The 19,901-nt window shown below is 35.4% G+C and carries 16 protein-coding genes; 5 read left to right on the top strand and 11 right to left on the bottom strand.

Annotated features, from left to right (window positions below; genetic code table 11):
* Positions 1 to 36: 36 nt before the first annotated feature.
* The 5 genes from ACB104_RS07990 to ACB104_RS08010 all read right to left on the bottom strand — a co-directional run bounded on the left by ACB104_RS07990 (position 37) and on the right by ACB104_RS08010 (position 7,919).
* The gene (locus ACB104_RS07990) at positions 37 to 936 is read right to left on the bottom strand and encodes a metallophosphoesterase family protein (RefSeq protein ID WP_370477761.1); all 900 of its coding nucleotides are present in this window, start codon (positions 934 to 936) and stop codon (positions 37 to 39) included.
* A gap of 56 nt (positions 937 to 992) precedes the next feature.
* The gene (locus tag ACB104_RS07995; RefSeq protein WP_370477762.1) at positions 993 to 1,742 is read right to left on the bottom strand and encodes an SGNH/GDSL hydrolase family protein; all 750 of its coding nucleotides are present in this window, start codon (positions 1,740 to 1,742) and stop codon (positions 993 to 995) included.
* Positions 1,743 to 1,879: 137 nt separating this feature from the next.
* On the bottom strand, positions 1,880 to 5,344 hold the full coding sequence (locus tag ACB104_RS08000; RefSeq protein WP_370477763.1) for a PPi-type phosphoenolpyruvate carboxykinase family protein: 3,465 nt from the start codon (positions 5,342 to 5,344) through the stop codon (positions 1,880 to 1,882).
* A 181-nt stretch (positions 5,345 to 5,525) separates the two neighbouring features.
* Positions 5,526 to 6,704 (bottom strand): acyl-CoA dehydrogenase family protein, encoded by a 1,179-nt coding sequence (locus ACB104_RS08005; RefSeq protein WP_370477764.1) that lies wholly within the window; start codon positions 6,702 to 6,704, stop codon positions 5,526 to 5,528.
* Positions 6,705 to 6,830: 126 nt separating this feature from the next.
* Entirely contained in the window at positions 6,831 to 7,919 is a 1,089-nt protein-coding gene (locus ACB104_RS08010; RefSeq protein ID WP_370477765.1) for an SRPBCC family protein, read from the bottom strand.
* A gap of 77 nt (positions 7,920 to 7,996) precedes the next feature.
* Here ACB104_RS08010 and ACB104_RS08015 point away from each other — a divergent pair, with 77 nt between their 5' ends.
* Positions 7,997 to 9,304: an amino acid permease gene (locus ACB104_RS08015; RefSeq protein WP_370477766.1), complete on the top strand. Its 1,308-nt coding sequence runs from the start codon at positions 7,997 to 7,999 to the stop codon at positions 9,302 to 9,304.
* On the opposite strand, the gene ACB104_RS08020 is transcribed toward ACB104_RS08015, so the two are convergent.
* Complete coding sequence (locus tag ACB104_RS08020) at positions 9,301 to 10,026, bottom strand: tRNA1(Val) (adenine(37)-N6)-methyltransferase (protein ID WP_370477767.1); 726 nt, start codon at positions 10,024 to 10,026, stop codon at positions 9,301 to 9,303. The two genes, ACB104_RS08015 and ACB104_RS08020, sit on opposite strands and share 4 nt — an antisense overlap.
* Before the next feature lie 134 nt (positions 10,027 to 10,160).
* Between ACB104_RS08020 and ACB104_RS08025 the strand changes: the two genes are divergently transcribed.
* Complete coding sequence (locus tag ACB104_RS08025) at positions 10,161 to 10,619, top strand: DUF2383 domain-containing protein (protein WP_370477768.1); 459 nt, start codon at positions 10,161 to 10,163, stop codon at positions 10,617 to 10,619.
* Positions 10,620 to 10,798: 179 nt separating this feature from the next.
* A complete protein-coding gene (locus ACB104_RS08030) occupies positions 10,799 to 11,248 on the top strand; it encodes a PA2169 family four-helix-bundle protein (protein ID WP_370477769.1) in 450 nt (149 codons plus the stop codon).
* 80 nt (positions 11,249 to 11,328) lie between these two features.
* On the opposite strand, the gene rimM is transcribed toward ACB104_RS08030, so the two are convergent.
* From rimM to ACB104_RS08045, 3 genes are all read right to left on the bottom strand, one after another.
* Positions 11,329 to 11,853 carry a ribosome maturation factor RimM gene (gene rimM, locus ACB104_RS08035; RefSeq protein ID WP_370477770.1) on the bottom strand — a complete coding sequence of 175 codons (525 nt, stop codon included), beginning with the start codon at positions 11,851 to 11,853 and terminating at the stop codon, positions 11,329 to 11,331.
* 115 nt (positions 11,854 to 11,968) lie between these two features.
* Complete coding sequence (locus ACB104_RS08040; RefSeq protein ID WP_370477771.1) at positions 11,969 to 12,487, bottom strand: 30S ribosomal protein S16; 519 nt, start codon at positions 12,485 to 12,487, stop codon at positions 11,969 to 11,971.
* Positions 12,488 to 12,596: 109 nt separating this feature from the next.
* Positions 12,597 to 13,658: a lactonase family protein gene (locus tag ACB104_RS08045; RefSeq protein ID WP_370477772.1), complete on the bottom strand. Its 1,062-nt coding sequence runs from the start codon at positions 13,656 to 13,658 to the stop codon at positions 12,597 to 12,599.
* Between the two features lie 226 nt (positions 13,659 to 13,884).
* Between ACB104_RS08045 and ACB104_RS08050 the strand changes: the two genes are divergently transcribed.
* A complete protein-coding gene (locus ACB104_RS08050) occupies positions 13,885 to 14,334 on the top strand; it encodes a ferritin-like domain-containing protein (protein WP_370477773.1) in 450 nt (149 codons plus the stop codon).
* A gap of 77 nt (positions 14,335 to 14,411) precedes the next feature.
* Here ACB104_RS08050 and ACB104_RS08055 read toward each other — a convergent pair whose 3' ends face one another.
* Positions 14,412 to 17,597 (bottom strand): cytochrome c biogenesis protein, encoded by a 3,186-nt coding sequence (locus tag ACB104_RS08055; RefSeq protein ID WP_370477774.1) that lies wholly within the window; start codon positions 17,595 to 17,597, stop codon positions 14,412 to 14,414.
* Positions 17,598 to 17,725: 128 nt separating this feature from the next.
* Between ACB104_RS08055 and ACB104_RS08060 the strand changes: the two genes are divergently transcribed.
* A complete protein-coding gene (locus tag ACB104_RS08060) occupies positions 17,726 to 18,454 on the top strand; it encodes a hypothetical protein (protein WP_370477775.1) in 729 nt (242 codons plus the stop codon).
* Between the two features lie 113 nt (positions 18,455 to 18,567).
* Here ACB104_RS08060 and ACB104_RS08065 read toward each other — a convergent pair whose 3' ends face one another.
* Positions 18,568 to 19,791 (bottom strand): glutamyl-tRNA reductase, encoded by a 1,224-nt coding sequence (locus ACB104_RS08065; protein WP_370477776.1) that lies wholly within the window; start codon positions 19,789 to 19,791, stop codon positions 18,568 to 18,570.
* Positions 19,792 to 19,901 lie beyond the last annotated feature (110 nt).

Below are 19,901 nucleotides of genomic sequence, written 5' to 3' on the forward strand. Positions count from 1 at the left end.
TAGAAACAGAATAAGTTATTTGATAAAATTCTTATTTTATTGTGAAGAATAATTTGAGAGTTTTCTGGGGCCTTCAAGAACAACGCGTACAATTTGAAGTATGCCATCATCATTGGTTTCTATCTGCCATTTGATGAGTGAAATTTTGGCGTTTTTTATTTCTATACCTGTAATACTTCGGGGATGAACGCAACTGCCGTCATTGAAAAAGGCAATATCTCCGGGTTCAGGAAAACGTGGGCGATGTGTGTGCCCAACAACCGTGACTAGATTGTTATTTTCGATAATCCATTTTTTTGTTCGGCGTTCTACTTTTATAAGTTCTTTATAGTTTTTAGCCGGGCTTGTGGGGTCAGCAATCCCCATAACGTTTAAGGGCTTCCAAAGAATTCTAACCAGAAAACGGCTCCATTTCCAAAACAGGAAATTCCACCAATCCGCTTGATGGCCGTGGGTTAAAAACACCTCTTGCCCAGTCATACAATGCTTTAAAAGAATGCTTTCATGATAGGTAATCTCTCCAAAAAGTTCTTCGTCTTGACCGGTCTTTGGGTCGAAATAGGTTGATAGATTCTTTTTTACGTAGTTGGGGTCGCGATAAACCATATCGTGGTTGCCCCATATCATGTGTAGCCGTTTTTCCTCATGAAATTGTTTCATGAGCATATACACGTTTTTATGGGCGTTTAAAATGGATTCAAAAGATAGATTTTCCCAAAGTTCGTCGCCATCTCCAAGTTCGCAATACTGAAAACCTTCAGCGTAATAATGTTTTAAGGCGTGAAAATAGATGTTTCGGTTGTTTGCAAAGTCGTCAGCAAAACTGTTGTCACCACGATGGCAATCGCTAAATAAAATAAACTTACTGTCATCATCAAAATCAATGACTTTAGCATTTTTGTAAGCCCAATCCAATCTTTTTTTCGACGAAAGCATAAAGTAAATGTAAGCAAAAAACCGATTCAAGAATTTGTCCCAATATTATTTCAATCTTAATCTTTAAGCTTTTTTATAGCAATGGGCAAGATACGTTCAACAAATTTAGAATATGCTAGTTCGGATGGATGTAATCCATCTGAAGCCACCAAATTGGGGTTTGTCAATCCCATTCTTGTGATATCTGTAATGTTGATATAGGAAATATTATTGTTATCACAATAGGTTTTGGCAAAAGCATTGTAGTTATCAATCTCTTCCGATATTTTTTCGTTTCCATTTCCGAAAGGAGTGAAGGCGTAATCTGGAATTGAAATTACAATAACATTCGCTATATCATTTTTGGCATACAGAATAGCCTTGTTTACAAGATTGGGAAATTCAGTTTCGTAAATTGAAAATGGTTTTTGTTGATACTGATTATTTACACCAATAAGAAGCGTAACCAAATCATAGTTGGCCTCTAAATTTTCGGTGCTCAATGCCTGTAGCAAGTTTGTAGTTGTCCATCCAGTGGTAGCGATGATTTTTAAGTTGAACGTGTCATTAGGATTAAAGTTCGAAATCAAGCTATCTTTTAATTGCTCAGGAAACCTACAGGTTTCACATACACTTTGCCCAATGGTGTAACTATCACCCAAAGCTAGAAGGTTGTAAGTTGTTGGGGTTTCGGTTTCTTCTTTGGTGCCTGGATTGTTTTCAGGATTAGGATTTTCCATCAAATCGTTTATGTTCTCTAATTCCTGACTTGATGTGCAACCCATGCACAACATGACATATATTGCCAAGCAAAGTCTCTTTTTCATTTTTAGCTTTTTTTCTAAAAATACAAATTTATTTTAAGCATATCTAAAATTGAAATTGTTATAAAATATTAAAGCCTGTTGAAGTTTAGCAATACAACTAAAGTCTTCAACAGGCTTTACTTAAATGGCTAGCCTATTTATTTTCGACATAAAGGGTCAGCTCCAATAGTGCCAACAAGACGTTCTAAATAATCATCAGATTTTACATCGTTGTACAAGTTTTTTACCGTTTCCAAGCGCTTTTTTAGATTCATTTCTTCGGACACTTCTTTATTGTTTGGATCCTTTATGAAATTTTCTAAATATGCAATTTGGGAATCATAGAACCTAATGTTTTTCTGCTGTTTTAGTTCAAGTCTTTTCTTGTACCAATCGGTATTTACCACATAATCTCTGTCAAAATATTTTCTTAATTCAGGGTCATTGATGTTTTTGCCTTCATATTGGCCATATGCCATGATGTGCAATAAAATTTTCAAAGGCGGAATGGCCGCGTCAACACTTCCATCTTCAAAATATCTGAGTGCTACTTTCTGTTGAGCATCAACAATGTTATTAATACCGTCTACATAGTCTTCCAAGCCTTGCAGTTCAGGCTTTAGCATTTTTTCGTTGAACACAGCTGTTGGTTCATCAAATAGACGATTTAAACATCTTAAAGAGAAAATTTTAGTGATACGATATCCCAAACGACTCGCCAAAATGGTCTTTCCGTTGTATTCAAAATCTTCCAGTTTTTCCAATGCGCCATTTTTAATCAATTGTTTTGGATCTCTATCTTCTGGGGTTAATCTGGCCCAAATTTCTGGAATTAATATACTGATGTCGTGATCTACTTTGTTTTCGCCACCAACATATCCAGCAGCGGTGCTAAAGGCATTAGATTCCGTTAAAATATGCGATAGGAGGGCGTTGTTTAAGTCTGTTGTTGGGGTTAACATGTTGAACGGCCCTTTTGTTAAGGCACCCTCTGAACCCGCACCGGTGGTCGATGGCGATTTGCCCGTTAAACTACAGATAAAGTCCATAAACAGCTCTGGTGTTTCCTGATAGTGAATTGGGTTATAAACCGCTAAAGGACGAATGCCCGCTTTTCTGTCTGCGGGGTTGTTTCGCCTACCCGGTAAAACAGCATTCACCGCATGAATTACAGGGTCTTCAGGCTTAATTTTTCTATGTAAACGCACGCCAATATCTGCAACATACGAAGCTTCAGTTTCTTTAAAGAATCTGTTTGGTTCCAAGTAACGTGGGTTTTTAGTAGGTTCGCCATCTACAATCCTGGGGTGAGAAGGCAGTACAAACTGTGCTTCATCATTTTCGCTATTAATAATTTCAAGTATAAAATCCTTAACTGGCTGAGTGTACTTGTCAAAATTTATTGTGTCCTCATAAATGGCTATGGCGTCTTCTTTGGTCAACATTTCATAATTTGTCAAGAATCTGCCATCTGAAATAATATCCAGCTCAGCATTTTTATCATAACCGCGTACTATGGCTTCATCTGGCCTTTGGAATAGATGTGCTTCGCAATTGGTCAATATTTTTACACTTTTGTTAGTGTATTCAGGGTTTAAATTTTTAAACCTATATTTTGGTAATGTAATGGAAGCGGTTATATCATCTTCAGTTTGAACTTTTTCACTTGCTGAAAAATCAGAGCGTAATTTATTAAGCATCCAGTTACCATGTTGGTTGAAACCAATCCTTACGTAACTACCAACCACAGGGGTGTTATTGTACATTAATGAGGTGCCCTGAACGCCATTAATAATTTCAACGGACATCATGTCCTTCCAATTAAGGTTGGCGCCATGTGCTTGCCTGAATAGTCGTTTAACAAAGAGAACAAGCGAGCGGACGTGTACAGGAATTCCCTTTAAAAAAGCGTTAAATTCATCTGAGTTTTCCTCCGAAGGTGTTAATAGTTTTACAACAGATCCCAATGTTCTTTTTTCACTGAGGAATGATCTAGATTTAGGTCTATTAGGGTCTTTTACTTTCCATCGTGTGGAATAATCGAACTCAATAATTTCATCAGCCTTTTTAAAATCCTCTTCAATATTATGAAGGTTGAATGTGCTGTATGTTATGGCGTTCTGCATCGATTTTGAAATCTCAGACTTTCCGCCTCCCGAAACTGTACAAGGCTTATGGCAAAACATTCCCTCTGGGAATGTTTCAATAATTCGCCATAAATTGATGGATTTATGTTTTTCCAGTCTAAGTTTGTTTCCCGTAGGATGCACATAAGTTTTAAAAGGCGACAATTTTAACTTTTGTTCTTTTCCCTTGTGTTCCCAGGCGATGCTATTGGTGTTGGTGTTTATATAAGCAGATTCTGGTATATAAACAATGTTAGGGTAATTTATATCTACCGCGTAGTTCTCCGGTTTAACTTCAATTCTGTCGACCAATAGGGCTTTAACGTCTTCAAAATTATGATCAAGACCGTAAACGTTAGAGTAATCATTGCCGTTTACAGTGTCGCCCATAACACGTCTGGCAAAGGCAATTGCACCTCCGGCGTGTTCTTCTTCTACCAGACCAAATAAGTTGGCAGAATAACTAATTTGGGTTTTGATTTCTTTTTTGGAATAGCCGTAGTAGTTGTCTGCAATCAAAGTAACGACAACACCTCTATCGTCTCTGCAGGTAATTTTAAATGCACCACCATCATTGTAGAGCTCGTTTGCGTCCTTCCAGCACATGCCGTCATTTCTTTGGCGTTCGGTAGCATTATCGTAATGCGGTAAACCAACATCCTTCTTTTTTAAAGTGATGAGCTGAGGCGCCAACACAATACAGCCTGTATGTCCTGTCCAATGTTCAGTGTCTAAGGCAGCGTCATTCTTTGCTAAATTTGGATTGCCTGCATTGCCAAAAATATTTTCAACAAAGTCTAAATTACTCACTAGGTTTCCTGGAGCAAAAAAACGAACTTCCATAGATTTTTGTGCAATAATACCTTTAACCTCAGGGCAAACGGTAGGCCTCAACAACATGGAGACCATAACCTTGGCTTGTTTTTCTTGATTGGAAGTGAATGGCAGAACTTTTAAATCTTTTGGTGGATTGAAGGCAGCATTCAAAAAATGGGCGAAAACAATTTTAGGGACTTCTTTCTTATCTAAAGGCACGGGCAAATCACCTTCTACAATATGAAAAGTACCTTTTGTGGTTCTTTTATCATGCAGCGGGTTGTTTAATATGCCCTGTTTAAGCCTTTTCGAATTTACCAAACTGCTCTCAAAAGAATTGCCGTCTGGAGGTAAGCTGGCTTCTCTAGCCTGTCCTTTTTTTGATAGAATTAGTGTATCGTTCGGTAAAATATACGATTTTTTATAGTCGACATCTTTGAGATAATCATTAATGAAATTTTGAATTCGCGAATCTACAGGGGAATGATGTTGTGCCAAAAGCCTTGACTTTTCGCGAAAACCTTGAATTAGCCCTTTGGTTAATTCTTCAAACCTTGGGTCGCCGAATTTTTCTGAGCTATCAGGATTGTCCCTAAATATTGGCTGTCCCAATGCGGCCAATTGCAGGTTTATAAATTGGATGATGTCTTTTCTGTTCTTTGTTTTGGTTGTGTTGCTCACTTGGTTGGTTGTTTAAATTAGAAATACAATCAATTTTAATTTTTCGTAGACAAAAAATCGCAACAGGTTTGGCTAAAAACCTGTATTAATAGTTAGGAAGTATAAAAATATGAAGAATTTTTCCTTTGGAAAACTATCTGCTAAAGGTTTTAAGAAATGAATATTGAAAATATTGGTTGTTTTACTTGAAGGCGTTCAATCCTGTGATATCCAAACCAGTAATCAATAAATGGATGTCGTGCGTGCCTTCATAAGTAATGACGCTTTCTAAATTCATGGAATGCCGCATGATGCTATATTCTCCGGTTATCCCCATGCCGCCAAGAATTTGCCGTGCTTCGCGGGCAATGTTTATAGCCATATCAACATTATTGCGCTTTGCCATTGATATTTGGGCAGATGTTGCTTTGCCGTCTTCTCGCATTACACCGAGCCTCCAAGTTAGTAATTGTGCCTTTGTGATTTCGGTAATCATTTCTGCCAATTTTTTTTGCTGTAGTTGAAATTGCCCAATGGGTTTTCCAAACTGGGTGCGTTCTTTACTATAGCGTAAAGCCGTGTCGTAACAGTCCATAGCAGCCCCGATGGCTCCCCATGCAATACCATAACGAGCCGAATCCAAGCATCCGAGGGGTGCGCCTAGCCCAGATTTGTTAGGTAATAAATTTTCTTTTGGCACTTTTACATTATCGAAAATGAGCTCGCCAGTTGCAGATGCCCGTAATGACCATTTATTATGAGTTTCTGGGGTTGAAAACCCTTCCATACCACGTTCAACCAAGAGCCCGTGTATTCGCCCTTCCTCATTTTTTGCCCAGACAACGGCAACTTCTGCGAATGGTGCGTTGCTAATCCACATTTTGGCTCCGTTTAGTAAATAGTGGTCACCTTTATCTTTAAAATTGGTAACCATGCCTCCAGGGTTGCTTCCGTGGTCTGGCTCGGTTAAACCAAAACAGCCTATCCATTCGCCACTTGCTAATTTAGGTAGATATTTTTTACGTTGTGCCTCATTACCATATTTCCAAATAGGATACATAACCAAAGAGGATTGAACAGAGGCCGTACTACGAATACCAGAATCTCCGCGTTCAATTTCCTGCATAATTAGTCCATACGAAATTTGGTCTAAGCCAGCTCCTCCATATTCCATAGGAATATAAGGGCCGAAGGCTCCAATTTCTGCCAATCCATTGATTATTTGGTTGGGGAATTCTGCTTTTTGGGCATACTCTTCAATGATTGGAGAAACTTCACGCTTCACCCATTCGCGAGCTGCAGCGCGTACCAATTTGTGCTCATCTGTTAGTAGTTCATCTAAGTTATAATAGTCTGGAGCTTCAAATAAATCAGGTTTCATTATTTTTAATTTAAATAAATAATTCCTAAATAATACTGTATTTTTTTATTAAAAATTTAGTAAAAGTCAAATTTAGCCAAAATAAATGAAATTTAATATTTTAAAATAGTAATTAATTTAAAAAATTTATCTGTTCAAAAACTCAGCGATTAGCCGATGAAAGTGATGAACCCCTTGTTCTCTTGTTGGTGAAAACCGACCTGTTTTGTAAAACGATGAACGTATCCCTTTTTGTACGTTTTCAACAATATCTTCATCTTCTTGCTCCACCTTATCTAAGCCACTCCCTGCACCCTCATTTAGTTTATCTGCATTATAAACATAAGATATAAAGGAAACTTTTGTTTTATTAACACCAATGGGTTGTACCAAGTTTATGGAAAGCCCCCATGGGTAAAAATTAAACATTAAATTAGGAAATATCCAAAAGTAATAAGCAGCTATATTTTTACCGTGGTCAATGTGGCCTTTTGGCAAATCAAAAATATTTTTACTGTCATTGCTAAATCCGATTTGAAGATTGCAAAATTCATAAATCTCGGTTTTGTAGCTTCCATAGTCTAAAATGGCGTTCAAATCTTTATGCACAAAAGGCACGTGAAAACCTTCCAAATAGTTATCGCAATATAAAGCCCAATGCGCATCAACCATAAAATCATTGTTTAATGATTTATCGGGATTGAATTCATCCAAAGGAAGAAATCCGATGCGTATATTCATTGTATCAATGACCTTTTGAAAGTCAAAAACAGGGTTGAGACTAGAAAACAACAATGGCCCCCATTGCTTAAAAGGAAGTTTGTGTAAGTTGTCACAGGTACGAGGAAAACTTTGGGTTTTTTCAAATTCGGGCATGTATTCAAATTCACCTTTTAAGTTAAAGCGTCTGCCATGGTAGCCACAAATTATTTTTTTTGGTGAACCGGCTTTCGTAACCAATAGATTTCCTCTGTGGGTGCAAACATTGGATAAACAAGAGATGTTGTTATCACTGTCTTTAGTCAAAACTAAAGGTTCAGAAAGATAGCCTTCGAGTAATGAAAATGGATAAACAGACCGTTTTGCTGAGACCAAAGTTTTATCGCCAATAAAATGCCAGGATTTCAGAAATATTTTTTCTTTCACAGCATCAAAAACACTTTCATCTCTATAGAATGATGATGGAAGAGTTTCTGCTTTAGAAATATCGTGGTCTATATAAAAGTTATATGCCATTTATTCTTTTATAATTGTATATTTAACCGTCTTGTAATTTACATAATTAAAGTTTATCTATTATTAAAACCTTTTAGATGAGTTCGAAACCACAGAAAATAGGATTTATAACCGCTACGTCCCTTGTCATTGGTAATATGATTGGTGTTGGCATTTTTGTTTTGCCCGCGGCTTTGGCCAAATATGGGAGTATAAGCCTATTAGGATGGGTGTTTACCGGGATAGGGGCGCTGATTTTAGCCAAGATATTTAGTAATCTAAGTAAAATTGTTGTTAATAAAAGTGGAGGTCCTTATGCCTATTCAAGAGCCGGATTTGGTGATTTCATTGGGTTTTTAATGGCATGGGGGTATTGGATATCCTGTTGGGTAAGTAATGGCGCTGTTGCCATTGCCATTGTAGGCGCTATAAGTTTCTTTTTTCCTGTGTTGGAAACCAATTCTATCTATTCCGTAAGTATTGGGTTGCTCTTGATATGGTTTTTTACATGGATTAATACAAAGGGAATTAGGGAATCTGGTAAAGTTCAGGTTTTAACTACTGCGTTAAAGTTATTACCATTGGCATTTGTTATTATAGTTGGCGTTTTCTTTTTCAATATTGAAAATTTCCCTGCTTTTAATTTAACCGGGAATAGTGATTTTGCAACCTTGCCAGCGGTGGCTGTAATGACATTATATGCATTTCTAGGAATTGAATGTGCCACTATACCGGCAGAAAGTGTAGAGAATTCTGAAGTTGTTGTTCCCAAGGCCACCATGCTTGGAACCATTTTAACAACAATTGTATATGTTTTGGCAACCGTGGTTCTTTTTGGCGTATTGCCTACAGAGGTGTTACAAAAATCTCCCGCTCCATTTGCTGAAGCCGCAAGACTCATTGCTGGAGATTATGGTGGTTATTTTGTAGCTGTTGGTGTTATTATTTCAGGCATTGGTGTTTTAAATGGTTGGATATTGATTACGGGGCAAGTGCCCATGGCAACTGCCAAAGATGACTTGTTTCCAAGAATCTTCAAAAAGGAAAACAAAAAGGGAGCCCCTGTTATTGGACTGGTTATTGGTAGTTTGCTTTCAAGTGCTGTTATGCTCATGAATTTTACTAAAGGTCTGGTTGATCAGTTTGAAATTATTGTGGAAATAGTGGTTTTTGTGGCTTTGCTGCCATATTTGCTTAGTGCCGCAGCTTACGTTTTAATAATCATTGAAAAGAAATTACATGCCAATAATTGGGTAAAAACCTTTCTTTTGGGTAGCCTCGGGTTCGCTTATTCCCTTTGGGCTATTTGGGGTTCGGGTAGGGATACCGTATTTTACGGATTCATCTTATTGTTATCAGGAATCCCTTTCTATTTGTTAATGCATTGGCATAAGCGGAACGACTAGCTGTCCTTCATTTTTAAATAGAAATCCTTTGTCAGTTTAATATAATTTTCGGTGTATTGGTGTCTTGAAGTTTCAATGATTAGTGTCTCTTTTTCCAGGTCGCTTACACCAAAAGAAAATTCAATTAAACTTCGTTTGAATTTCGCAGTAGGGCTGCCCTTAACATGTAAAATGTTGTTTGGAAAGAGGTTGAAATTTGATGCTATTTCAATTAATATAGATTCTTCCTTAAATGGTATAATAACCGAAAAAATCCCATTTTTAGATAACAACTTGGCAACGCTCTCAATTAAGTGGTCAAAAGGCATGGCGTCTTGAAAACGGGCCATATCCCTTTGCTCATTTTTAGTTTTGTAATCCTCGACAAAAAAGGGTGGATTGCAAACAATTAAATCGTATTTGTCTTCAATTTCATCTGCAAATTCCTCCAATGAGGCATGGTAGCAAAATAGCCTGTCACCCCAAGGAGAATGCTCAAAATTATCCACACATTGTTCATAGGCAAGTTCGTCAATCTCAAGGGCGTCAATAACATCGGCACGGCTTCTTTGTGCCAACATCAGCGATAGGATGCCTGTTCCAGCACCAATATCCAATACAGAAAATGGTTTGTTTTTTAGGGTCGTCCAAGCACCGAGTAATACCCCATCGGTGCCAACTTTCATGGCACATTGGTCTTGGTTTATACTAAATTGCTTAAATTTAAAAAGGTTGTTGGACATTGTATAAACACGTTAAAATGTGCTAAAATATACTAAACAATGTTAAAAAATGGGTTTTGATTCGTCTTGTTTTTAATTTTACCACGTATATCATTTATAGTGGTAGAATTTGAATAGTTTAAGAATTTAAGATAATGAGGAATTTGGAGAAAGTTTTAAAGAAATTAAATGATTTGTTGGTGTCTAACCACGAGCTTGAGAATATTTATCAGGAAGCGTTTAAAGCTATTGATGACGAAGAACTTAAGTCGTTTTTTCAAGAGCAAAGTAGAGTTCGCAAAATTTACAGTGAGCAGTTGTGCTTGGAAATCGAGAACCTAGTGGGTAAATCCAAATTTTCGGAAGCCGTTGGAAGAGAGTCTTATAAAGTTTCCATGAATTTCAGGAATTTAATCTTTCTTAAAGATTACAGTCTTTTGCTCAAGGAAGTTTATAGAATAAAACAATCAACCATTAGCAAGTATAATACCTTGTTAAATGAGTTAAATTTGCCACTATCTGTATGTAAATTACTCGTAGAACAGCGCGATGGTATCCAGGCTACGATGAATACCATTAAAAGATCAGAAAGCTTGATTGCCCAGAATGCATAAAGCTTAGGTTAAGCAAAAATTGTTGTTGAAGTTGTTCAGTGAATGCCGATAAAGGGCGCAAAATATTACTGAAATGCAAAAAAATATGATAAAACATTGAATTATGTGAGAAATAGTTTAATTTGAGAAGCTAAACGCTTATTTATCAATTTATTGTAATCCTGAAAAACCCCAAAACAATGAAAAAATCAAATCCAACTATTACTCAACTAAACGAACTTTTAGCCATTAATAATGATGCGGAAAAAATTTATCTTGATGCTTTGCATCATGTTGAAGATGCAGAATTGAAAAACTTTTTTAGGGCAATGGCATTTAAACGAAGTGAGTTTTGTAGGTTTCTTGGGGCTGAAATTATTCAAAAGGGAGGAAATCCAGAATACTCTGAAGATGAGCAAGGAGCATTGAACAAATTACGGGCTAGGTTAAAACAAATTATTTCCAAAAATGATGAGTACGCTCTTTTTGATGAAGTTTGCAGAATGAAAACCTGGACTATTGATAAATACAACGACACATTAAACAAAGTAAAATTTTCAGAACACATAGCGCAATTATTGCAAAAGCAAAGAGATGCCGTTGAAAGAAGCCTGCATGCCATTCAAATTGGGGATAGCCAGATTGCCTAGAAATTAAATAAAAAAATAAATACAAAGGCCAATCTTTAAAGATTGGCCTCTGTGTTTTTTATGCTGTAGTCTGTGTTTGTCTAAAGGTATAAGTCAATTAACCCCTCGGGTGTTTCAACAAAAATGGTTTTGTTTTTTCGGTCTGCCTTAACAATAAATTCATCATTCATGGGGATTAGGATTTCTGTTCCGTCCCTGTCAACTACAAATAAGGCTTGTGCCGTAGAATCGTTAATGGCTTTAATAGTCCCCACTTTACCAAAATTAATATCTTCTATGGTGAAATTGATGACTTCGTGAAAGTAAAACTTGTTGCCTTCTAGTTTAGGAAGCAAATCCAAAGGAAGGTATAAATCACTTTTCATGATGGCATCTGCATCAGCCTCGGTATCAACATCTTCAAATTTTATGCGCAACAATTCCGATTTGTGCAACTGTGAGCTTTCAATAAAAAAAGGAACTAGATTGTTTCTCAATTCTAAAAAAATAGCATCAAGGTTTTCGTAAAGCTCTGGCTGGTCAGTGTCAAGTTTTGCTAAAACCTCTCCTTTAAAACTATACTTTTTTATAATCTTTCCTAGGTAAAAACAGTCTTCTTTTTTCATGACAAATGAATTGATTTGTCTCCCTGAACTTGATTCAGGGGCCTCATTATTTGGGTTTTTTTTTCGCATAAAAAATCCCGCCAAAGGCGGGATTAAAAGTATAAAAATTTAATTTTTATTCTTCTTCGCTTGATGCTTCAGTTTCTGCAACATGAGCCTCATCCTCAGTTGCTTCTTCTTCAACAACAGGAGCCGCAGCAGCAATTCTTGCTTCATTTACAGCTTTTTCTGCAGCTAAAGCGTCTGCTTTGGCTTTGGCGCTAGCTTCTGTTAAACCTTCGGCTTTAGCTTGGATTTTAGCTGCTTTTTCATCCAACCAAGCATTGAATTTTTCTTCAGCTTGCTCTTCTGTCAAAGCCCCTTTTTTTACACCTCCTGCAAGATGGTTTTTCAATAAAGCACCTTTATAAGATAAAATTGCTTTAGCTGTATCAGTTGGCTGTGCACCATTCTGTAACCATTTAACAGCGCCATCAACGTTTAATTCAACAGTTGCTGGGTTTGTGTTTGGATTGTACGCACCTAATTTTTCAAGGTATTTACCATCTCTTTTTGCTCGTGCATCTGCTGCAACGATCCAGTAATAAGGTTTTCCTTTTTTACCGTGTCTTTGTAATCTAATTTTTACTGGCATAATAATTAATTATTTGAGGTTCTCGACCTCGAGTTATTAATGAGGGCGCAAATATACTATATTTTTTTAATTATCAGATGGTTATTTGTTGTGAAATTTACTGAAACATTCAAAACAGCAAACATACAGGAGTTGGTGCCTTAAAATCATGCAAAAAAGAGAGTCTCCCAGTAGAAGAATTAATACTGAAAACGGAAATATTATTGCTTTTTCGGTTGGCAACCAAAAGAAATTTTCCAGTTGGGTCTAGTGTGAAATTTCTAGGCCAATTGCCATGAACACTTATATTCTGTATTTTTTCCAAAGTACCATTTTTGGTATTTCGTTTAAAAACCGCAATAGAATTTTCGCCTCGGTTAGAGCCATATAAAAAGCGTTCGTCTTTACTTAAATGTATGTCGGCACAAGAGTTGTGACCTTTGTAATTCTCATCTAAAGTTGAATCTTCATCGATTATTTTAAAGCCAGAATTGGTTTTTTCAATCGAAGTTATGGAGCATCCGTATTCATTAATTATGTAAATGTATGTTCCATTTGCTGTAATTGTAAAGTGCCTAGGTCCTGGGTTACCTGTTGTTTCAATAATAGCTGGAGATTCAAGAGCATATTTGCTCTCTTTCAATTTATATTGATAGAGGGCATTTCTGCCCAAGTCGGAAACAAAAAGGTCATCTCCAAAAAATTGCGACGAATGAGCATGCGATTTTTCGTCAGTTGTATTATGGTCAAAAACCTGTGATGCTTCATTTAAACTTCCATCGGCATTAATATCATACAATGATATATTGCCACCCTTATAATTGGAAGCCACCAATTTGTTGCCTTCTGGGTTGACTGAAATATGACACGGGGCGCCGCCAAAAGTTTTTTCTCGGTTAATAAACTCTAAAGTGCCATTTTCCATTATTTTGAAAGAAGACACAGTTCCATTTTCACCTTCGTCTACAGCATATACAAACTTTTTGTCTGGAGAATATGCAATAAAAGATGGATTGCTAATGGTTGCTGCCAACTTTAGATTGCTAAGTGCTCCAGTTTTGGTGTTAAATTGTAAATGATAAATGCCTTCGCTGTCTTCATTAGTGTATGTGCCAACATATAAAGGAATGTGCTGGCCAAAAATCGAATTTAAGCCAATAACGGTAATTAAAAAGGCTAGAAAGTTTTTCATAAAAACAGCTTTTGATTATATCAAAAATAGGCTTTTATATCAATAACCTCAAATTGCCTTTTTATAATTGTTAAAATATGCGCTAAACTTGTTAAAGCCTTGTAAATACTTATAAATTGTGTTAAAAACTTGACTTGAGCCACTATGAATGTTATATTATACATACAGATGTGAAACAATACGCATCTATAAAGAAAATATTGAAATTTAAAATGAATAGGATAACATGAAGTATACTGAAAAAATTTCAAACAAATTAAATGAATTACTAGTAAAAAATTATGATGCCGAAAAGGGCTATATGAATGCTGCTGAAAATGTGGAAAGTCCAACCTTAAAAATCTTTTTTGAGCGCAGGGCAACCGAAAGAAGCGAGTTTGCAAAACAATTGAGAACAGAAATTTTGCGATATGGTGAAGAACCTAAAGACTCGGGTAGTTTTAAAGGAACGGTCCACAGAAATTGGATGAGTTTAAAATCTCTGCTTTCGTCAAATGATGAAGAAGCTATTTTGGAAGAAGCCATAAAAGGTGAAGAAGCAAGCTTGAAGGAATATAAAGATATTTTAAAAGATAAAACCTTGCCACCAAGTATTGATTCTATGCTGTTTAAGCAAAAAAATGCTATCCAGTCAGCTATAAATACCGAAAAGGTACATGAAGAATTAGTTTCTTAATAAACGGGTTTAAATGTTAAATAAAATTGCACCCTCTTGGAAAAATCAGGCGGGTGCTTTTTTTATATTCAGAAACTTTAACGGTCGCCCACTTCAAGATGGTAATTGTCTATTCTACGCTTGTTAATACCTGCAAAGATTATAAGCACTATTAGTAATATGATAACTAGCCAAAACCAAATTGGAAAAACGGGAGTATCCCCATTGGCATAACTATGCATCCCTTTGGTAAAATAATAATTGACCCCTAGAAAAGTCATTAATACAGATCCAAAACCAATAATAGATGCCATATTGAAGATAAATTCTCCCTTAATTTTTGGGGCTAAACGTAGGTGGATTATAATAGTATAAACGATGGTAATAACCAAAGCCCATGTTTCTTTAGCATCCCAACCCCAATAACGACCCCAGGATTCATTGGCCCATACACCACCTAAAAAAGTTCCTACCGTCGCTAATAATAAACCTACGGTTATAGTCATTTCATTTATATAAGTTAATTCTCTCGTAATCAATGATAAACGCTGGTAATTTTTACTGGTCTTTAAAGTATAAATAAACATGTTAAACAGACCTAATACTAGCCCTAGTCCTAAGAAACCATAACTAATGGTCAATGTAGCCACATGAATGATTAACCAATACGATTTGAGTACGGGTTGCAAGTTTGTTAATTGTGGATCGTAGCTACTATGGCTTGCTGTCATTAAGGTTAAAAATGCCAATAGGGTAGTAGCGGCTAAAGTTATCTTAGAAAATATGCTAAAACTAAATCCAGCGAATAAACTTGCCCAAGAAACTAATAGTAAGGCTTCATAGCCATTGCTCCAAGGGGCATGCCCAGATAAGTACCATCTCATTATTAAGCCATAAGTATGGCAGATAAACCCAGCAAATAATATTGCTATGGTTATATTTAATGTAAAGCTTAAAATTTTATTGTGCTTTGATTTTAAATTGTCAATAAAAGCCAAGAACAGTAAAATGACACTTAAAATTGAATACAGGTTCCTTAGTTTGATAAAAATGTTGGAATTGTTATAACTAATTTCGCGTTGTAATTTTGCCTCAGAAGGTAAAGCGACTTTCTTGCCATAATGTCGTTGAATACTCGAAATATAGCCGAGTATTTTTTCAGATATTGAGTAGTCACCGGTTTGTACAGCCTTATAAGTCTCCTTTAGATAAGACCGCATTATATTTTGATGATTTATCTTCGATAGTTGCAGGTCGTCATTAATAATACGGATACTCCCCTGTAACTCGATGGTTGCCGAAGGGTCATCCCAACTAACCCATTTTTCTGGAGTGTTTTGTAAAGGAAAAATATCCAGTAAACTGCCTTTAAAGGACATCATAAAAATTTCAAGTCGTTCATTAACTTTTATAATCTCCTTATCCAATTTATTTCGTTCTCCTTCAGGTTTCCTAAAAGCTTTTTCGGCATATTCCTTCAATCGATAGGAGCCATCATTATCAAAGAACATATTGAAGGAGGCATATTTTTTACGAATCCCCAATATATCGGAAACACTTTGCTCTCTTATATAAATAATCTCTTGATTTTTCCAAAATTCGCTGTTTAATGGAATATCTAAGAATATTTGGTTGGCCGTCATTACCCCAATTGAGGGGATGACAATTTTATCTTTTCTAGATATTTTATGCAAGACATCAATGGCAAGAGTATTTATAGGGGCGTATCGTCCTTCGAAAGTTAACACCATTATGTCTCCAAATTTGTTGGCGTGTTCTTTGCTTACCACGTTTAGGTTTTTTCGAAGGTTAATTTTTTGATTTTGCGTCTGAGCTGATGTTAAAGAGGTTAATAATCCGATCAAAATGATAGTTAGTAATTTTCTGCGCTCCCTAAGATTTCTTATTTTTTTCATGAGATCCCAATAGCGTGAATGTGGATTTAACAATGTCCATATAAAACCAATAATCATTAAAGTATAGCCAATGTAAGTAATCAGTGTGCCCCACCAATCATGATTTACCGAAAGAATGCTGCCTTTTTCGTCGGTGTCATAGGATGATTGAAAAAATCGATACCCATCGTAATCAAGCACATTATTCATTGAGATTCGCTGTACATACTCTTTGTCATCTCGAGGGTCAATTATCATGACGTCACTGGCAAAAGATGATGGACTCCTAGACCCACCATAGCGCTCTAATACAAAATCGTTAAGTTTTATTGAAAAGGGTAAATCAATACGTTTAGGTCCGTAAGAAAGGGCCAATTCCAAATCTCCAAAGGAAACTTTTTGAAAATTTTGAATCGATCCAGTCCCTTCTTTCAGCATTATTTCTTGAGATCTCCCATTATGGTTAACATCAAGTATTAACATGTCAGCTGCATTTTGATCTTTCGTTTGCGGAGTAAATTTAATGCTTGCATTTTTAACCTGTTTTGTCATTACTAAGGCCATATCCGAACCTGCCGGTTTGTACAATTGTTTGTCGGAAAACTTACCAATCACACCGGCCGGTAGGGTAGATTCTTGGAAATCGACCATTGATTTGACCATTATAGGATTGTGATAGTGAACAACTAATGAATCTCCTGATTCTAGGATCATCAAAGCATTGGGATTAGAACGGTTTTCATATGCAATCGGGAAGTCATGATTCATTTTCAATTCCCCCTTCTTAATGACAATCTCATCTTTATGTCCTTGTATGTTAAGGGTAAGATAAAGAAGGGAAATATGGCCTTCTCCATTTTCCATGAATGTTTCTGTGGCATTTCTGATAAAATTCTTATATGAAATAGCAATATCTCCTTGACTTGTTTTTATTTTGGTTTTAAAGAAATTGTCAACATTTATGCCCATTAATAATTTCTTTTCAGCTAGAACCTCTTCTTTACCCCTATTAACTTTAGCAATAAGGTAATTATCATTGGTATAAATGAAATTTGAAGAGGATCTTTCTCGTATATGCATGTGTCCTTCGTAGCCTATGTAACGAGTTAAACCCGCACCGACAATAATTATGGCAAATGCACTATGGAAAATAAATCCAGGTATTTTTTTCCAAGTTAATAAGTGATAACGTTTAATACTGCCAATAAAATTAATAATCATCAAAACCATTAATAATTCGAACCATGCAACATTATATACAAGGATTTTGGCGGTGGCCGTATCATAAGTGTTTTCTATAAATGTTGCAGTACTCATGGCAATTGCGAAAATTACCAATAAACCAAGGGTTGTTCTTGGTGAAAACAGAATTTTCAAAAGGATCTTCATGTAACCTGACTCTTTAGTTGGAAGTATAAAATTAACTATTAGGTTGAATAATTAAGATGACAATTATCATCATAAAACATAAAGGAATGGATTAAATTTGTTAGGAAATTAAATATCGATCTTACAATATGAAACTTTTAAAATTAACTATTTTTCTTAGTCTATTTATCTGGTCTTGTGAAAGATCTAAATCTAATAAATCAAGTATTTACGAAATTGCAATTCATGAAGCTATAGTGAAGGAGGTGGTTCATGTAAGCGCATATTCTTATTTGCGAGTTGTTGAGAATGATGTTGAAAAATGGATTGCTGCTCCTTTAAGTGAGGTTCATGTCGACCAAACTTATTATTATCGAGACCCTATGGAAATGAAGGATTTTGAAAGTAAGGAATTAAGTAGAACTTTTGAATCCATATATTTTGTAAATGGTATTAGCAGTACAAAAGATATGAATTCCTTAGTTTCAGGCGAATTCCAATCATCAATTTATGGTTCTAAAAAGAGACAAAATGTGGGAACTAAGCCTTTAGTCCAGAAGAAAAATATTGAAGTAATATCCGATAATAATGCCATTTCAATAGCACAACTTTTTCAGAATAAAGAGCGATTCAATAATACTAGGGTTCGCATTAAAGGTGAAGTAACTAAGTATAACCCTGCAATTATGGACGTAAACTGGTTACATATACAAGATGGTACAGATTTTAAGGGTTATTTTGATTTGACAGCCACAACTACAGATAAGGTTACCAAAGGGGATATAATTACAATTGAGGGTAAGGTGGTTCTGAATAAAGACTTGGGATCTGGATATTTTTATGAAATAATTCTTGAAGAAAGTAAAATAATCAAATAAAGAATGTATATCATGATATAAGGGCCGCTGTCGTGACAATAATATTAAATTTATAGCTACGGTACAGACTTACTCTATGTGCTTAAAGAGTAATAGCAAATGAACAAGTTATTTTATATTATACCCACCGATTGGGTAAATTTTTTATTGTTGGTTATTATTTTTTTTATAATCTCGTTAGTTAGCTCTATGGCTTTCTTTTCGCTGTAGCTATTGGATTGGATAAGTTCATTTTTGATTTTTTTACTGACTCTTTCTTTATGGGCAGCAATGGCCTTTCTATACGCAGCTTTTTCAATCCATTCGATTAGTATTTCTCTTTCTTCGTTTAAAATAATATTTATATGATCTAAAGCTTCTAGTCTTTTTATTTTTGTTACATGCAACTCATAAGAAATAGTATCTAAATTATAATAAGTAATATTTTTTTGAATGGCCAATTTTTCATTAATATTACTCGGAACGCCCAAATCGATGAGAAGTATTTTATTTGCTGTATTTGAAATGTTTGTTACTAAATGTGGGCAATTGCTCACAGCGCTTAAAATAACGTCAAACTCATTAAAGTTATTTTGTAATACTCTGTTCCATGGGTAAATTTTAGCGTTGTTTAGCTCAGCTAAAATTTTTGCTTTTGTTGAACTGCGATTGCTCAAATGGATATTGGTAAAATTAAACTTACTATTGTATTGAAATAATTGTTCTACAATATCACCGGCACCTATAAATAGTATATTTCTAGATTTCGCTTCCTCTTTGCCATAAAAGTCTCTAATTGATTTTAAAGCCTTATAGGCAACCGATGTGGTTCCATCCCTGAAATTTGTTTCGTTGCTTATACGTTTATGAGTCTTGAATACGGTTTGAATAGTGCGCTCTAGTATTGAACCTTGCAATTTATTTTGCATTGAGTATTGGTATGCTTTTTTAATTTGATGTATAATTTCGGCGTCACCCAAAACCATAGATTCTAAGCCCGAAGACACTTGAAGAAGATGTTTAATTGTGGACTTTGTATCATTGGTTTGCAGAAAAACGATCTGGGCAGTTTCTGGTTGACCTTTGAAATTCATAAAGAATTTAAGAATTTCAGTAGCATTGGTTCTTATGGATTCAAAATATATTTCAGTTCTATTACAAGTCGCTAAAATTAATAGTCCTGTTACATCAGAAAAATGACTACAAATTAATCCGACCAATCTCTCTTTTTCTTTTTCCGAAAGATGGAATAGTTCCCGTTGGGCAATCGATGCTGTTTTATGGGAAACCCCAAAGAACTTAAATTCTTTTACTTTAGTTTTTTTAAGTTCATGAAATTGTAAATCTTTGATCTCCATAAAGGGAAGGATTACGTTAAATGGTATTACAAATTATCCAGGTTTGCTTAATTTTTTTAAAATGTATTTTTTTCTTAAAGTGAAAATCATGTAAACTAATCAAAAAACTT

Source organism: Tamlana flava, assembly GCF_041287255.1.
In the GTDB taxonomy this organism is placed as follows: Bacteria; Bacteroidota; Bacteroidia; order Flavobacteriales; family Flavobacteriaceae; genus Tamlana; species Tamlana flava.

Coding starts and splice junctions, on each gene's coding strand:
- ACB104_RS07990 (WP_370477761.1), bottom strand. CDS start 936: ATGCTTTCGTCGAAAAAAAGATTGGATTGGGCTTACAAAAATGCTAAA.
- ACB104_RS07995 (WP_370477762.1), bottom strand. CDS start 1,742: ATGAAAAAGAGACTTTGCTTGGCAATATATGTCATGTTGTGCATGGGT.
- ACB104_RS08005 (WP_370477764.1), bottom strand. CDS start 6,704: ATGAAACCTGATTTATTTGAAGCTCCAGACTATTATAACTTAGATGAA.
- ACB104_RS08010 (WP_370477765.1), bottom strand. CDS start 7,919: ATGGCATATAACTTTTATATAGACCACGATATTTCTAAAGCAGAAACT.
- ACB104_RS08015 (WP_370477766.1), top strand. CDS start 7,997: ATGAGTTCGAAACCACAGAAAATAGGATTTATAACCGCTACGTCCCTT.
- ACB104_RS08020 (WP_370477767.1), bottom strand. CDS start 10,026: ATGTCCAACAACCTTTTTAAATTTAAGCAATTTAGTATAAACCAAGAC.
- ACB104_RS08025 (WP_370477768.1), top strand. CDS start 10,161: ATGAGGAATTTGGAGAAAGTTTTAAAGAAATTAAATGATTTGTTGGTG.
- ACB104_RS08030 (WP_370477769.1), top strand. CDS start 10,799: ATGAAAAAATCAAATCCAACTATTACTCAACTAAACGAACTTTTAGCC.
- rimM (WP_370477770.1), bottom strand. CDS start 11,853: ATGAAAAAAGAAGACTGTTTTTACCTAGGAAAGATTATAAAAAAGTAT.
- ACB104_RS08040 (WP_370477771.1), bottom strand. CDS start 12,487: ATGCCAGTAAAAATTAGATTACAAAGACACGGTAAAAAAGGAAAACCT.
- ACB104_RS08045 (WP_370477772.1), bottom strand. CDS start 13,658: ATGAAAAACTTTCTAGCCTTTTTAATTACCGTTATTGGCTTAAATTCG.
- ACB104_RS08050 (WP_370477773.1), top strand. CDS start 13,885: ATGAAGTATACTGAAAAAATTTCAAACAAATTAAATGAATTACTAGTA.
- ACB104_RS08055 (WP_370477774.1), bottom strand. CDS start 17,597: ATGAAGATCCTTTTGAAAATTCTGTTTTCACCAAGAACAACCCTTGGT.
- ACB104_RS08060 (WP_370477775.1), top strand. CDS start 17,726: ATGAAACTTTTAAAATTAACTATTTTTCTTAGTCTATTTATCTGGTCT.
- ACB104_RS08065 (WP_370477776.1), bottom strand. CDS start 19,791: ATGGAGATCAAAGATTTACAATTTCATGAACTTAAAAAAACTAAAGTA.